Origin of the sequence: Streptomyces sp. NPDC028635, from assembly GCF_040637635.1 — a bacterium.
Lineage (GTDB): Bacteria > Actinomycetota > Actinomycetes > Streptomycetales > Streptomycetaceae > Streptomyces.
Genome location: NZ_JBEZWX010000002.1, coordinates 301,530 through 316,354, shown reverse-complemented (window position 1 = coordinate 316,354; position 14,825 = coordinate 301,530). Strand labels below are relative to the sequence as shown.

Annotated in this window: 15 protein-coding genes; 5 read left to right on the top strand and 10 right to left on the bottom strand. The window is 73.1% G+C overall.

Annotation, left to right across the window (positions count from 1 at the left end):
• Position 1: 1 nt before the first annotated feature.
• The 3 genes from AB0E88_RS03630 to AB0E88_RS03620 form a co-directional block, all read right to left on the bottom strand.
• A complete protein-coding gene (locus AB0E88_RS03630; RefSeq protein ID WP_361623128.1) occupies positions 2-1,768 on the bottom strand; it encodes a carbamoyltransferase C-terminal domain-containing protein in 1,767 nt (588 codons plus the stop codon).
• Positions 1,769-1,823: 55 nt separating this feature from the next.
• The gene (locus AB0E88_RS03625) at positions 1,824-2,870 is read right to left on the bottom strand and encodes an FAD-dependent oxidoreductase (RefSeq protein ID WP_361623125.1); all 1,047 of its coding nucleotides are present in this window, start codon (positions 2,868-2,870) and stop codon (positions 1,824-1,826) included.
• A 199-nt stretch (positions 2,871-3,069) separates the two neighbouring features.
• Positions 3,070-4,029: a hypothetical protein gene (locus AB0E88_RS03620; RefSeq protein WP_361623122.1), complete on the bottom strand. Its 960-nt coding sequence runs from the start codon at positions 4,027-4,029 to the stop codon at positions 3,070-3,072.
• A gap of 381 nt (positions 4,030-4,410) precedes the next feature.
• Between AB0E88_RS03620 and AB0E88_RS03615 the strand changes: the two genes are divergently transcribed.
• From AB0E88_RS03615 to AB0E88_RS03605, 3 genes are all read left to right on the top strand, one after another.
• Positions 4,411-5,406: an alpha/beta hydrolase gene (locus AB0E88_RS03615; protein ID WP_361623119.1), complete on the top strand. Its 996-nt coding sequence runs from the start codon at positions 4,411-4,413 to the stop codon at positions 5,404-5,406.
• A 107-nt stretch (positions 5,407-5,513) separates the two neighbouring features.
• A complete protein-coding gene (locus AB0E88_RS03610) occupies positions 5,514-6,473 on the top strand; it encodes a D-2-hydroxyacid dehydrogenase family protein (protein WP_361623116.1) in 960 nt (319 codons plus the stop codon).
• A 184-nt stretch (positions 6,474-6,657) separates the two neighbouring features.
• The gene (locus AB0E88_RS03605; protein ID WP_361623114.1) at positions 6,658-6,948 is read left to right on the top strand and encodes a chaplin; all 291 of its coding nucleotides are present in this window, start codon (positions 6,658-6,660) and stop codon (positions 6,946-6,948) included.
• Between the two features lie 90 nt (positions 6,949-7,038).
• Here the strand turns inward: AB0E88_RS03605 and AB0E88_RS03600 are convergent, their stop codons facing one another.
• The 7 genes from AB0E88_RS03600 to AB0E88_RS03570 all read right to left on the bottom strand — a co-directional run bounded on the left by AB0E88_RS03600 (position 7,039) and on the right by AB0E88_RS03570 (position 11,813).
• On the bottom strand, positions 7,039-7,905 hold the full coding sequence (locus AB0E88_RS03600; RefSeq protein WP_361623112.1) for a tyrosinase family protein: 867 nt from the start codon (positions 7,903-7,905) through the stop codon (positions 7,039-7,041).
• Positions 7,889-8,413, bottom strand: a complete 525-nt coding sequence (locus tag AB0E88_RS03595) for a tyrosinase cofactor (protein ID WP_361623109.1) — start codon at positions 8,411-8,413, stop codon at positions 7,889-7,891. Before AB0E88_RS03595 ends, AB0E88_RS03600 begins: the two co-directional genes overlap by 17 nt.
• Positions 8,414-8,661: 248 nt before the next feature.
• Positions 8,662-9,171: a hypothetical protein gene (locus tag AB0E88_RS03590; protein WP_361623106.1), complete on the bottom strand. Its 510-nt coding sequence runs from the start codon at positions 9,169-9,171 to the stop codon at positions 8,662-8,664.
• A gap of 162 nt (positions 9,172-9,333) precedes the next feature.
• On the bottom strand, positions 9,334-9,831 hold the full coding sequence (locus AB0E88_RS03585) for a DUF5949 family protein (protein WP_361623103.1): 498 nt from the start codon (positions 9,829-9,831) through the stop codon (positions 9,334-9,336).
• A gap of 287 nt (positions 9,832-10,118) precedes the next feature.
• The gene (locus tag AB0E88_RS03580) at positions 10,119-10,406 is read right to left on the bottom strand and encodes a hypothetical protein (protein ID WP_361623100.1); all 288 of its coding nucleotides are present in this window, start codon (positions 10,404-10,406) and stop codon (positions 10,119-10,121) included.
• Between the two features lie 198 nt (positions 10,407-10,604).
• Positions 10,605-11,276: a hypothetical protein gene (locus AB0E88_RS03575; RefSeq protein ID WP_361623097.1), complete on the bottom strand. Its 672-nt coding sequence runs from the start codon at positions 11,274-11,276 to the stop codon at positions 10,605-10,607.
• 297 nt (positions 11,277-11,573) lie between these two features.
• Complete coding sequence (locus tag AB0E88_RS03570; RefSeq protein ID WP_361623094.1) at positions 11,574-11,813, bottom strand: chaplin; 240 nt, start codon at positions 11,811-11,813, stop codon at positions 11,574-11,576.
• Between the two features lie 434 nt (positions 11,814-12,247).
• Between AB0E88_RS03570 and AB0E88_RS03565 the strand changes: the two genes are divergently transcribed.
• On the top strand, positions 12,248-13,423 hold the full coding sequence (locus tag AB0E88_RS03565; protein WP_361623091.1) for a glycosyltransferase: 1,176 nt from the start codon (positions 12,248-12,250) through the stop codon (positions 13,421-13,423).
• Positions 13,420-14,823: an exopolysaccharide biosynthesis polyprenyl glycosylphosphotransferase gene (locus tag AB0E88_RS03560; RefSeq protein WP_361623088.1), complete on the top strand. Its 1,404-nt coding sequence runs from the start codon at positions 13,420-13,422 to the stop codon at positions 14,821-14,823. The genes AB0E88_RS03565 and AB0E88_RS03560 overlap by 4 nt, the downstream gene beginning before the upstream one ends.
• Positions 14,824-14,825 lie beyond the last annotated feature (2 nt).

Genomic DNA, 14,825 nt, shown 5'->3' with positions numbered 1-14,825 from the left:
GTCAGGACGCGTTCTTGGCGATGAGGTGGTTTCCGAGGATCAGGTAGTCGATCTCGGTGCCCAGGAAGCAGTTCAGGGCGTCGGTGGGGGTGCAGACGATCGGTTCGCCGGCGACGTTGAACGAGGTGTTGATCAGGCAGGGCGTGCCGGTCAGTTCGGTGAACCGCCGCAGCAGCGCCGTCAGTCGCGGGGTTCCCTCGTCCGTCAGGGTCTGGATCCGGGAGGTGCCGTCCACGTGCACGGCGCCGGGGATGCGGTCCTTGTACGCGTCGCGCACGGGGAAGACGAACGTCATGTACGGGGAGCTGGTCTTGCGCCCCATGTCGAAGATCTCCGGCGCCTGCTCCTCGAGGACCAGGGGGGCGAACGGGCGGAAGGGTTCGCGGTGCTTGACCCGGGTGTTGATGATGTCCTTGATGTCCGGGAAGCCGGGGTTGGCGAGGATGCTGCGATGCCCCAGGGCCCGTGGCCCGTGCTCGACGCGACCTTCGAACCAGCCTATGACGACCTTCCTAGTCAGCAGCCGCGCCACCTGCTCGACGACCTGGTCGTCGTCCAGACGCGATACGACGACCCGGCCGGAGAATGCCTCGAGGGCCTCCTCGATCGCGGCGTCGTCGTAGGCCGGGCCGAGATAGGGCGTGACGGGTGCGGCGGCCGCGAGGATGCTCGCGGGGCCGGTGCCCGGGTCGTTGAGCCAGGCGTGGGCCGCCGCCCCGATGGTGATGCCGGTGTCCGAGGCGCCGAAGCTGACCTGCATGTCCGCGAAGCGGGAGCCCTCGAACAGAGGGGTGTTGTTGAGGCAGTTGAGGGCGACGCCGCCTTCGAACAGCAGCCGGTCGAGGTCCGTCCTCTTCTCCAGGTGGCGGACCTGGTGGGCGGTCGCCACGTTCAGCATCTGCTGCGCGGCGGCGGCCACGCGGGCCTTGTACTCCAGGGTGTCCTCGAAGGCTCCGAAGTACGCCTCGAACAGGGCGTCGTGGCTGCGCGGGTTGTCGGTCTGCAGGGGTGTGGTGAAGGTGTAGCGGCCGTCGTCGTGCAGCCTCAGAAGGCGCTCGATGAACGGGTTCGGAGCCGGCGGTTCGGTGTACCCGGCCAGGCCCATCACCTTGTACTCGTCGTTGTTGGGGACGAAGCCGAGGAAGCGGGTGATGGCCGAGAACAGGGTGCCCATGGAGTACTCGGACCCGGTGACGGTGTCCTCGAAGACGGTGATCCGGCCGTCGCGGATCTCGCCCGTCAGCGTCGAGAAGCGTTCGGCGCGGCCGTCGCTGACGAGGAACGCGGCGTCCTTCATCCCGGCGAGGTAGTAGCCGGTCGTCGCGTGGGCCAGGTGGTGCGGGACGAAGCGGACCTTGGCGCGGTCGGGGCGGTGCCCGGTGCGGGCTTCGAAGTCCGCGAGGATCGCTTCGGGGCTGACGATCTGGTCGAACAGGTCGGCCATGTCGGCCATGAGGTTCGTCTTCGCGGCCTGCGGGATCGGCGCGCTGCGGATGCCGTCCAGGATCTCGTTCAGAACCTGGGCGGACCAGTTCCACGGGAAGGCGAACAGGTCGACGTCGTCGAAGGTGATCCCGGCTTCCTCCAGGCACCAGGCGATCGCGTTCTCGGGGAAGTCGGTGGTCTTCTTCTCCCGGTTGAGGCGTTCCTCCTCCACCGCCGCGACCAGGCGGCCGTCGATCAGGAGCGCCGCGGCGGCGTCGTGGCCCAAGAGGTAATGCTTGTTGATGCCGGTCGCGCCGAGGCGTTCGGCGAAGAACTCCGACACCCGGCTGAAACCATTACATCCAAGAACTATCACGGCAATCTTTCCGGTTATGGGGCTACTTGGCGATCAGCAGATCGCGGAGCTTTTCTCCGGCCGCGGGTGCCTGGCACAGGCCGGCGCCGGTGAATCCGGCCGCGTACAGGAAGCGGCGGGTGGGGTGTTCGCCGATGAAGGCGGTGTTGCCGGGGCTGGCGTCGAAGTCACCGCTCCACGCGCGATGCAGTCCGATGCCGTCCAAGGCGGGGAACAGGGCGCCGAGACGGCCGGCGATGCGGCCGAGCCAGGCCTCGCGCGCCTCGCCGGCCTTGGGGGCGCCCATGGCGAGGAGGATGCGGTCCTTCCACGAGCGGATCCGCAGGCCGGATGCGGCGTGCATCGTCATGGGCAGCTCGCGCTGCGGGGAGGGCGGGACGTCGGTGAACAGCATCTCGATCGCGTGGGGCGTCAGCGGCAGGTCGACCGACGCCATGGACGCCACCTCGCCGGACCACGGCCCGGCCGTGCACACGACGCTGTCCGCCTTGATGCTGCCCCGCGGGGTGTGGACGGTGTTGTCGTCGTCGATGCCGGTGACCGGGGTGTGGGTGAACAGACGGGCACCGTGATTGCGGGCGGCGGCGGCGTAGCCGCGGACGATGTCGAGGCCCTCCACGTGGTACGCCTCGGGTGACCAGGCGGCGGCCAGGACGGCTCGCTCGTTGATCAGCGGGTTCAGTGCGGACGCTTCACGGGCACTGATCAGGCCGACCTCGACGCCGGCGTCCTGCTGGGCCTGACGGGTGTCCTCGAAGTCGGCGATCTGCTGTTCGTCGGTGAACAGCACCATGAAGCCGAGCCGCTTCAGGGCGAGGGGGGCCGCGGTGCGACGGGCGAAGTCGTGATAGGCGTTCATGCTGCGCACGGCCCTGCGCCCGGTCTCGGGGTTGCCGGGGAAGTAGGTGCGGACCATGCCCGCCGTGTGGGCGGACGCCCCGCCGCCGAGGCTTCCGCGTTCCAGCAGCACGGTGTCCACGCCGGCTTCGGCGAGGTGGTAGGCGGCGGAGGTTCCGATCACTCCCCCGCCGATGACGACGGCGTCGGCGCGGGCAGGCAGAGCGCTCAAGGTCTTCCTTCTCCTGTGGTGTGGGTTCAGGCGGCGCGATGAGTGCCGGGGTCGTCATCTCCGTGACGACGACTCGGCGACGGCGACTCCGCGGCGGGCTTCACGTCGGATTCCGCGACGGCCTCAGCTGCGGCCCCCGCCACGGGCTTCACGTCAGACCCCGCGACGGGCTCCGCCACGGACTCCGCCGCGGCCCTCGCTACGCCCCTTGCGCGACGTCCTGCTGGCGCAGGTGGTCGCCGGTCTCCCACGGGTACAGCTGGAGGTTCCAGCCGCCGAGGCAGTTGATGTAGAGGGCCATCTGGCTGGTGACGGCGTAGAAGTCGGCACGGTCGAGGTCGTCGAGCACGTCGAGGAAGCGCTGGGTGAACGCCCACAGCTTCTCCAGGCCGCAGTAGCCCAGGAACTCGGCGGGGACGCCGACCAGGAGCCGGGTCATGTGGACGAGGGAGTCCATGGGCATGTCCTGGACGGCGGCGCGGACGAGGCCGCCGTAGGCCGCGTAACCCAGGGGCCGGGTCTCGCCGTTCACGAACAGCAGGGTGGGCAGGACGGTCCCGAAGTTGCCCGCCCGGGAAGGGATGATGCCCTGGTGGAGGGCGTCCAGCTCGACCGGGGGCGCGAGCCAGATCCGCTCGGTCTCGGCGAAGACGTCGGCGATCAGCCGGTCGGCGGCCGGGTTGGTGGCGTGGAGCATCGGGATGCGGTGGCCGCCCGGCTCGCCCGCACGGCGGACCTCGGCGTGGATCTGCTTCTTCGTGGAGTAGACGGCGTCCCAGATCGCGGCCCCGGCTTCCAGCAGGGCGGGCATGTCCGCCTCACGGATCCGGCCGACGGGGGTGGCGGGCATCGGCTCGGTCAGGGTGCCGTACTTGATGCCCAGGTGCTGCAGTCCCGAGCAGAAGACCGTGCCGTCGGGGGCCTCGCGCCGGTCCGGGATCCGGGTGGAGTGAGGGGTGTGCAGCAGGCTGGGTATCGGCGCGACGTGGTAGAGGTGCTCCCCCGCGATGAGGGCGTGTCCCTGGAGGCTCTGGTAGGGCAGCGAGTTCCACAGGGCGTCGGCGAGCGCAGGGTTGCGGTCGTCGAGGTCGGCGGTGACCGTGATGCCGAGGTCGGGCCAGGAGATCTCGATCTGACGTCCAGGCAGCTTCTCGGACAAGGCTTTTCCCCGTTCTTTGGTTCGGCTTGTCCGAGGAGTACATCGTCAACAGGCCTGTTTCAGACAGGCGTTGAAAACATGAAACAAGAGCAGCTTGAGCCGGGTGGTTCGTAGGTTCCTACGACAACCACCATGTGCGTGGATTGGTGAACTGCGGCTTCCCGGGCCCTCGCACAGGGGCGTGCCCGACCCTTCCCGACGGGTTTGCCGGACCGGCAAAAGTGCTCGCCCCCGCGCCCCATCCTCCGCATGATCGACGGTGAAGCAGCCCGCCCGAGTGTCAGGGCGAAGCAGACCGCCCGAGTGTCAGACGGCGCTGCCCACCCGCGTGTCAGACAGCGCTGCCCGCCCGAGTGTCACCCCAGCCCCCTGGAGCAGACCATGGCCCAGTCCGCCTCGCCCCCCGTCCACCGCACCGTCCCCTCCCCCGCCGGCCGGGTCCATCTCGTCGAGCAGGGCGACGGTCCCCTCGTGCTGCTCGTTCACGGGTTCCCGGAGTCCTGGTACTCGTGGCGGCGGCAGTTGCCCGCGCTGGCCGGCGCCGGGTACCGGGCGGTTGCCGTCGACGTGCGCGGGTACGGGCGGTCCTCCAAGCCGGACGACACGCGCGCGTACCGGATGGCCGAGCTCGTCGAGGACAACGTCGCCGTGGTGCGTGCCCTGGGTGAGGAGTCCGCCGTGGTCGTCGGCCACGACTGGGGCGCCACCATCGCCGCGCACTCGGCGCTGCTGCGCCCCGAGGTGTTCCGCGCGGTGGGCATGCTGAGCGTGCCGTACACCCCGCCCGGCGGCCCGCGCCCCCGTGACGTCTTCGCCGCGATGGGCGGGGAGGAGGAGTTCTACGTCTCCTACTTCCAGCAGCCCGGCCGCGCCGAGGCCGAGATCGAACCCGACGTGCGCGGCTGGCTCGCGGGCTTCTACGCCGCCCTGTCCGCCGACACGCTGCCCGCGGCCGGCGCCCCGGACCCGCACTTCGTCGGCAAGGGCGGCACCCTGCGCGACCGTTTCCCGACCGGGCGGCTGCCCGGCTGGCTCGACGAGCGCGCTCTCGACGTCTACGCCGCCGAGTTCGAACGCACCGGTCTGACGGGGGCGCTCAACCGCTACCGGAACATGGACCGTGACTGGGAGGACCTCGCCGCCCTCCACGGCGCTCCCCTCACCCAGCCCTCGCTCTTCGCCGGCGGCACCCTGGACGCCTCCACCACCTGGCTGGCCGACGCGATCGACGCCTACCCGGTCACACTGCCCGGGCTGGTCTCCTCGCACCTCCTCGACGGCTGCGGCCACTGGATCCAGCAGGAGCGCCCCGAGGAGATCAACGAGATCCTCGTCGGATGGCTGGCCTCCCTGCCCCGGCCCGTCCGGGGCCGCTGACCGGCAGCGCCCGACCACCACCCCGGTCCGGCACCACCGACGAGCCGGCCGCCCCCTCCTCACTAGCATGAGCATGACGTGCCGCCGACCCCTGATCGGACACCACCGTGCCCCTGCGCTGCGCCGTGCTCGACGACTTCCAGAACGTGGCCACCGACCTCGCCGACTGGTCACCGGTCGCGGACCGGGTCGAGGTCGTCCCGTTCGACACGCACTTCACCGACGAGGACGCCCTCGCCGCCGCCCTGGCCGACTTCGAGATCGTCGTCACCCTGCGCGAGCGCGTCCCCTTCCCGGCCTCCCTCCTCGCCCGCCTGCCCAGGCTGCGGCTGCTGATCGCCTCCGGCATGCGCAACAGCGTCATCGACTACGCCGCGGCCGCCGAGCAGGGCGTCACCGTGTGCGGCACCTCCAGCTCCTCCACCCCGCCCGTCGAACTGACCTGGGCGCTGCTGCTCGGCCTCGCCCGCGGCATCGTCGAGGAGAGCGGCGCCCTGCGCTCGGGCGGCCCCTGGCAGTCCACGGTCGGGGCCGACCTGCACGGCAGCCGACTCGGCCTGCTCGGGCTCGGGAAGATCGGCAGCCGGGTCGCCCAGGTGGGGCTGGCGTTCGGGATGCGGGTCAGCGCCTGGAGCCAGAACCTCACCCGGGAACGCGCCGACGAGGTCGGTGTCGAACGCGCCGCCTCCAAGGAGGAGCTGCTGGCCGGCAGCGACTTCGTCTCCGTCCACCTCGCGCTGGGCGAGCGCACCCGCGGCCTGCTCGGCGCCGCCGAACTCGCCCTGCTGAAGCCGTCCGCCTACCTGATCAACACCTCGCGTTCGGCCATCGTCGACCAGGACGCGCTGCTCGCCGCCCTGCGCGAGGGCCGTATCGCCGGAGCCGGCGTCGATGTCTTCGACGTCGAACCCCTCCCGCCCGGCCACCCGATGCGCACGGCCCCCCGCCTGCTCGCCACCCCGCACCTGGGCTATGTGTCGCAGGCCAACTACCGCAAGTACTACGGCCAGGCCGTGGAGGACATCGAGGCCTACCTGAACGGCTCCCCCGTACGCCTTCTGCCGTGACCGCGCAGGCTGCCGTGCCCGTCCGCGCCGTCCGCTCGCCCGCTGCCGCGCCCGTCCGCCGGAACTCCCTGTTCAAAAAGGGTGACGCGGGCGAATACGCCGTGACCCCGCGTCAGCAGCCGCGTTGAACGGGCAGTGCGGCGGACGATCCGCCGCCGTGCTCACCGATTCAGAAGGAGATGTGATGTCTCGCATCGCGAAGGCGGCTGCCGCCACCCTCGGCACGGGTGCCCTGGTGCTCAGCGGAGCCGGTCTGGCCGCGGCGGACGCGGGGGCCGGTGCCGCCGCGATCGACTCGCCGGGTGTCATCTCGGGCAACGCCGTCCAGGTCCCGGTCAGCGTCCCGATCAACCTGTGCGGGAACACCGTCAACATCATCGCCCTGCTCAACCCGGCGTTCGGCAACACCTGCGCCAACGTCAGCGACCACGGCGGCGGCCACGACGACGGCAAGGGCGGCGGCTACGGCAACTGACGTCGCCTCACCCGGCTTCCTCCCGAGTTCTGCGGAACTCCCCGAGAGCCCCGGCACCTCGAGCGCCGGGGCTCTCCCCGTGGGCGCGCCTCAGACGTACCGGTAGATCCGGCTCACGTCCTGCAGCGAGTCCGGCGTGACGTCCCACGGCGGCAGCTTCTCGTACCGGGCCACGACCCGGCGGTACTGCGCGGTGCCCCGAGCCGGCGGCCGCTCCGGCTGGTAGGCCGCGCCGCGGTGCCGCTGCTGCCAGCGTGTCCACTGCAGGTCGATGAAGGCGTGGTGCAGCCAGAAGACCGGGTCGTTGACGGACGCGCCGCCCAGCATCACCCCGCCCACCCAGCGGTGCACCCGGTTGTGGGTGTGCCAGGAGGCGCTGCCGCGGCCGGTGCCCCAGCCCTCCAGCTTGTTGCGGAACCCCCGGGTGACCGTGGAGTCCCACGGCGAGACGTCGTACACCGGGTCGTTCAGCGCCGCCTCCAGCTCGGTGCGCGTCGGCAGCTCCAGCGGGTCACGGGCCCGGCCCAGGTCCCGGGTGAGGAACCGGCCGTCGGTGACGTTCTCCTTGATCGTCCAGTTGCCCTCTCGGTAGGCGAACGGCCCGGTCGTGACCTGCTGGTCCCAGCTGCGCCCGTTGCCGCCGAGCAGGTCGTCGCTCCACGGCAGCGACCGTGCGCTGCGCAGATGCGTCCAGTCCCAGTACGGCACGGTCACCGAGTCGTCGATCCGGCGCAGCGCCCGTTCCAGCTCCAGCACGAACTTGCGGTGCCAGGGCAGGAAGGACGGCGCCATGTGCGCCGTGCGCAGTCCGTCCTCGCCGTCGGAGGTGTAGTACTCGATGTGCATCCGCACGTAGTCGTCGTACTCACCGCGCCGTTTGAGTTCCAGCAGCGCGCGCACGAACCGCCGCTTCTCGGTGGCGGTCAGCGTGCTGACGTCCTTACGCGTGTACGCCATGGTCTCCCCCCATGTGGTCACGCCCGGCGTGCTCCCCCTGCCCGCCGTGCTCCTCGTGCCCGCCCCGGCCGCCGTGGCTCAGCGGGGTCGCGCGCAGCTGCTGTCCGGGGCCGAGGGCGTCGACCGCGGCCCGGGTCGCCTCCAGCGGTGTGGGGTACGACCGGTAGTGGTCGACCATGCTGAGCCAGGTGCCGTCGGCCCGGCGCATCAGGTGCAGCGGGCGCCCGTCGACGGTGACCTGCCACTGGCCGGTGTCGAAGGCGCGCGCTCCGGCGACCTTCACGCCCTGGATGCGGCGGCCGCGATAGGTCTCGTCGAACGCGGTGCCCTCGTCGCCGTCCGCCGCGTGCCGCGGCCACGCGGCCAGTGCCGGGGTGAACGCCAGGGCCACCGCCGGCACGAGCAGTCCGCGCAGCACCTCCCGCCGGGTGCCGTGCAGGGGCCCGGGTCTGGCCGGCGCCGCCACGCCCTCGCCCTTCGCCGTCACCTGGCCGACGCTCACGACCATGCTGTGCTCCTCGTCCGCTCCGGGCCGCCGGTGACCTCCGCCTGCTGGGCACCGGCAGCTCGCTCCGCTGTGTCGACACCGCTAACCGCCCGGCGGCCGCCCGGGTCACCGCTCGGCGCCCATCCGGCTCACACGACACGCGTGACGGCACGGCGGCGGGCCCGGGTGGAGCGCCTCCACCCGGGCCCACGTGAGCCATGCCGTGCGGCGAGGCCGGGGCCGCGGCGCCCCGGTCCCCGCCCTGCCCGCTACAGACCGGAGCCCAGCCCCAGGGCCGCGTGGGGCACCGTCTGGAGCACCGGCGTGATCAGTCCCACCTCCGGCAGCTTCGGCTGCGGGAGGCCGGCCCTGCCGGGGTGGGGCGCGGTGAGCGGGGCGTCCAGGTCGAGGCCCGGGCCGAGCGTGCGCAGGTCGGAGGAGGGCGCGTCCAGGCTGAGGTGGTCGAAGTCGTCGCCGAGCAGGTGCGGCAGCGGGGCGCGCAGCCCGGCACCGGGCAGTCCGGCCCCGAGCGGCAGCTGCGGCAGCACCCGCTCCGGCAGCAGGCGGCCCTCGACGAACCGCGGGCCCTCGGGCGAGCCGGGCTTGGGCAGCGGCACCTCGCCGCCCACCTCGGGCAGCTCCATGTGCAGGGCCTTCTCCGCACCCTTCAGCGGCACGGGGACGGGGATCGCGTCCACCGCGGCGGCGGGGGCTGCGCCGGCCGCGGCGGCCACGCAGGTGAGCACGGCGGCGAGGGTTCCTCGGGTGGTCGACTTCATTTCGGGTACGGGCCCTTTCACGAGTTCGGGGGCTGGGCGTGCGTACCGCTCAACGAGCCGGAATTCGCCACCAGCGCACAATTCGCCCGGCTGCCGCAGTAGTAGGACGGGGTAATTGTCAGTTCGCCCGCATGTCCCACCCATCCGGAAAGCCTGCGGGTGTCAGCGGCGCACGCTGCGGACCGGCAGGACCAGGTGCGCGGCGGCCTGCAGGGTCTCCTCGGCGCCGGCGAACTCCGCCAGGGCCTCCGGTTCGACGGCCTTGCCGGGTTCGGCCGCGGGCCACGCGCGCGTGGTGAACACCAGGTAGGCGTAGCCGCGTTCGGTGGCCGCGGCGAGCCACTCCGGCGGCGGGGCGCACTGGGCGACGAGCGGGTGCAGGGTGACGACGGCCGCGCCGGACTCGACGAGCAGGGTGACCGGCACGCTGGGCCGGCTGGTGCCGTCGACCAGGTCACCGCCGACGGGCAGGCCCTTGTCGCGCAGCAGCCGCTCCACCGCTGCGGCCGTCCCCTCGGGGCCGTCGGCGGTGTCGCCGAGGGAGTAGACGAGGAGGTAGGGCATGTCGGCGCCGTCGGGCGCCTCGCCGCTCCAGGGCATCATCACGAGGGTGCCCAGGTCTGCGGTGCGGAACGGGGCTTCGCTTGAGGTTGAGGTCACCGCGCGACCATATCGGCGGGCCCGTGCGCCGCCCGGCCCGCTCTCACCCGACCGGACGACGGCCGGGGGGTGCTCCACACGATCGAGGGACGCGCCTCGAACAGCGCGTCGCGGACACGACCGAGGGCCGGTATCGCGTACGGGCGGGTGCACTCGCACCCGGCCCTGCGCGGTACCGGCCCTCGGCGCCGGGACACCTCACCGGGAACACCTCACGACCGCGGCCCCGGGGCGCCAGCGGCGGTGCCGCTCCCCGGCCGCCGATGCGGCCGTGCACCGAAGTGCGCTCAGCCGCCCAGCGGCAGGCCGCCCAGCAGACCGCTCTTGTTGACCGTGGCGGTGGCGCCGTTCAGCGTGCTGAGCGCGGAGTCCTTGTTCTCGGTGTCCAGCGCGTCCGACTGGTGCTGGAGCGGCATGGCGTCCGCGAGACCGAAGTGGCCCTTGGCCAGGGAGTCCACCGCGCCGTTGAGGCTGGTCGGCGTGAGGTCGGAGGTGGGCTGGGCGAACGCCGGCGCGGCGGCACCCGCGAGGACCATCGACCCGGCAACGACCGCTGCAGCCTTCAGGGACTTCATCGTGTTCCTTTCGTCGGCGACTCGCATCGCCTCAGGGAATTCTGACGTCGTGCCTAACGACTTGTTCCGGACGCGGAAACCGGGTGCGCGCAAACTCGTCGCGGCGCACCCGGAATCCCACCCTGGGAAAGGGTGCGTCTCATCGGCGTTTCCCGATGTCGTACGAGAGCTCAGGAATGCCGGCGGTCGTCCCGTGACTCACGACGCCGACGGCGCGGGCGTCGCCGTCAGGGGGGCCGGAAGCGTCGAGACCGCCGGGACGTCGGTCAGCCCGGTGATGCCGGACGTGGACAGACCGCTGTCCGCCAGCGTGGCGTTGACGAGGTTGACCACGCCGGTCACGAGGCCGTTCGTGGCGGGGCCCACCTGGGTGTTGTCCGCGGAGCTGGTGGCCTTGACCAGGGCGTCGACGGCCTTCTGCAGGTCGGCGAGCGCGGCGTCCGCGTGCCCGGAGGCGGTCGTCGCGGGGGCGGCCGGGGTGGCCGGGGTGCTCGGGGTCGCGGCGGTGCTCGGCGTGGTGGTGACGGTGGAGGCCACGTTCGTCGCCGACGGCAGGTTCGCCTGGACTTCGGCGAGGGCGTCCTGGACGGTGCCGGTGAGGTCGGCGGCGTCGTCGGCGCCGAGCTGGCCGCTGCCGGTGCCGAGGAGGTTGCCGAGCAGGTCGGTGACCGGCTTGAGCAGTGCGCCGAGGTCACCCAGGCCGGCCACCTGGTCGAGCACGCCGTCCGCGTCGGGGGCGGGCGCCCGGGACGCCGCACGGTGGCCCCCGGGGACGGCGTCGGCCGCCAGGGCGGCAGGGGCGGCGATGCCGAGGGCGAGGGTGGCGCAGAGTGCGGTGGACGCGACACGCCGGACGGACAGACCACGCATGGGGGTTCCTTTCGATGCGCGAAGGGTGGTGGATCCCACCGTGCGAGCGGTCACTGCATCGCGCAACCGATCGAATCCGCAGGGTGATCACCCGTTCGTCGCAGCATCGCCGTCTGCCCTGGTGGGACGCCCGGCCGGAGGGGCGGAGCCGTGAGACGCGACGGCACCCCCGTCCGCCCGTCCGGGGGACACGCGCGCACCCGCCCTCGACGCGGCCGGTCCCTCGACTCGGACGCCCCTGAACGCGGACCGGCCGCCCTCCTCGCGGAAGGGCGGCCGGTCAGGAGGCGTACGACGTCAGTCGTTGACGCAGGTGTTGCCGAAGGCCGGGTTCAGCAGACCGATGATGTCGACGGTGTTGCCGCAGACGTTGACCGGGATGTGGATCGGAACCTGGACGACGTTGCCCGAGATGACGCCGGGCGAACCGTGAGCGGCGGCACCCGCGCCGGCGTCGGCGGCGGCCACACCGGCACCGCCGGCGACGGCCGCGACGGCGGCGGAGGTCAGGACCAGGCCCTTCGCGATACGCGACATGGAGAGGTGCTCCTTGGGTTGAAACAAAACACCCGGGCGATTGCCCGGCGCTGTGTCAACGCGTGACGCCGCCGGGAGTTGTGCCGCCAAAGGGGTGATGCACCCGCCCCTGGACTTCACGGTTCCGACACACTTGCCGCATTTCACCGGATTAGTCCGGTTGGCAACTAGAGTTGCGGACCTCCGAGGCACCGGCCGAGGCCCCCGCCGGGGGTCCCCCGGCGGGGGCGTCCTCCGACCACCTGTGCGAACAGGACCGCCCATGCGTTCGATCTGGCCAAGGGGTTGCGGCGCGGTGGTGACCAGCCGGCCCGCCGGCTCGTTTCCCAGCGGGACGGGGCGGGGGCCGACGCGCTCTTCGTCGCCGTCGACGGCCGGCAACAGACGCGTTCCCGCCCGTGACGAGGACCATCCGTGAGCGAGGAAACCGCGCCATGCACCAGCAAGCCACCGCCCCTCGGGCCCGGGTCCTGCATGTCACGCAGCCCGTGGACGGCGGGGTCGCCCGGGTCGTGAGCGACCTGGCGCGCGCCCAGCTCGGCGCCGGCCTCGACGTCGTGGTGGCCTGCCCCGACGGCCCCCTCACCCCCGTACTGCGCGCCCTGGGCGCGAACGTGCGGCCCTGGCCCGCGACCCGTTCGCCCGGCCCCGGTCTCGGTCCGGAGGTACGGCGTCTTGCCCGGCTGCTGGAGGACGTACGCCCGGACGTGCTCCATCTGCACAGCGCGAAGGCCGGGCTGGCCGGACGGCTGGCCGTGCGCGGGCGAATCCCGACGGTGTTCCAGCCGCACGCCTGGTCCTTCGAGGCGGTGGGCGGGCCGGTGGGTGCGCTCTCGCTGGCCTGGGAGCGATGGGGGGCGCGCTGGGCGTCCCGGGTGGTGTGCGTGAGCGAGGCGGAGCGCGCGCGGGGTGTACGCGCCGGGGTGCGCGGGCGCTGGTCCGTCGTGCCCAACGGCATCGACCCCGACCGCTTCCGACCGGGCGACGCCCGCCCCGCACGGGCCGCGCTGCTGCCGGGAGCGCCGGCGGGGGGCCCGCTCGTGGTGTGCGTGGGACGGCTGTGCCGGCAGAAGGGGCAGGACGTCCTGCTCGACGCATGGGACGCCGTCGTCCGTGACGTACCCGACGCCCGGCTGGCGTTGGTCGGCGACGGGCCCGCAGGGGCGTCCTTACGTGCCCGCGCCCCGCGGTCCGTGCTGTTCCCCGGCGCCGTCGCCGACCCCCTGCCCTGGTACCGGGCCGCCGACCTGGTGGTGCTGCCCTCGCGCTGGGAGGGCATGGCGCTGGCTCCGCTGGAGGCCATGGCCTGCGAACGGCCGGTGGTGGTCACCGACGTGGACGGCGCCCGTGAGAGCCTGCCGCCCGCCCTCGCCGGACCCGGGCCGGTGCCCCCCGCGGACCCGGCGGCCCTGGCCGGCGCCGTCACCGCGCTGTTGCGCGACGCGTCGCTGCGCGCGTCGCTCGGCCGGCTGGGACGCCGTCACGTCCTGTCCACGCACGACGTGCGGCACACCGCCGAGGCGATCGCGGACGTCTACCGCGCGCTGCTCGACGGCCGGCCCGCACCCCGCGTCGTGCCCTCCGAGTGCAGGGAGTCCATCCACTCGTGACCGCGGAAAGCACCGTTCCCCCGCCCGGCGCGCAGCCGTACGCGCCCGTCGCGGTCAGGCCCCGGCCCGCCGACGGCTTCCGGTTCCCGCTGCGCCGGCCGCCCGCGCGGCCCGCCTCGCCGCTGCCGCTGCTCGCCGCCGACGCGCTCGCCGCGCTGACCGGCGCGCTCGCCCTCACCGGGGCGCACCACCACCCCCTGACGGCCGCCGCCCTCCTCGCGGTGACACTGCTGCTGCGCCCGCGCGCCGCACGGCCGGTGACCGGCGTGCTGGACGAACTGCCCGCCGTCTGCGGGCGGATCGCGGTGGGCTGGCTGGCGCTCGCCGCCGCCGTCGCCGCGTACCGTCCGGAGCACGCGCTGTCCGCCCGCGCGCTGCTGCTCGGCGTGGCCGCGCAGTCGGTGGCCGCCTGCGCGGCCCGCGCCGCCGTGCACTGGCGGCGCCGAGCCGCGCTGCTGCGCCGTCCCCGCCCGGCCCTGGTGGTCGGCCCGGCGCCCGCCGCGCAGCGGGTGGCGGCGGCGGTGCTCCGCCACCCGCGCTGCGGGGTGCGCCCGGTGGGCGTGGTCGCCGAACACCCCGAGGGCGCCGACGGCCTGCCCGTGCTCACCACCGGTGAGGAGGTGCGGCGGGCGCTGCTCCAGAACGGCGTACGGGACGTCCTCGCCGTCCACCCGGCGCTGCGCTCGGCGCAGGGGCCGCTGCTGCGGGCGCTGGCCGAGTCGGGCTGCACGGTGTGGGAACTCGACGCGGACTGCCCCTCGTACGCCTCCCGGGACCAGCTCGCCGGGTTCGCCTGCCGCCGGCTCCCTCTGGGCGCGCCCAGGACCAGCCCGGGCAAGCGGCTGCTGGACGTCGCCGTCGCGGCGGCGCTGCTGGTGCCGGCCGGTCCGGTGCTGCTGGTGTGCGCGGCCGTGCTGCGGATCACCGGCGGACCGGGGGTGCTGTTCCGGCAGGAGCGGATCGGCAAGGACGGGCGGCCCTTCACACTGCTGAAGTTCCGCACCCACCGGCCCGTCGACGCGCACGAGGCCGCCACCCGCTGGAGCGTGGCCGGTGACGGCCGGATGAGCCCGTTCTGCCGTGTGCTGCGCCGCACCTCCCTCGACGAGCTGCCCCAGCTGTGGAACGTCTTCCGCGGCGATATGAGCCTCGTCGGGCCGCGCCCCGAACGCCCCTACTTCGTCGCCCGGTTCAGCCAGACCCACCCCGGCTACGCCGCCCGTCACCGCATGCCGGCCGGTCTGACCGGGCTCGCCCAGATCAACGGGCTGCGCGGCGACACCTCCATCGAGGACCGGGCCCGCTTCGACAACGCCTACATCGACAACTGGTCGCTGTGGCAGGACGTGTGCATCCTGCTGCGCACCGCGGCCGCGCTGCTGCGCCCCAGCGGGAGCTGACG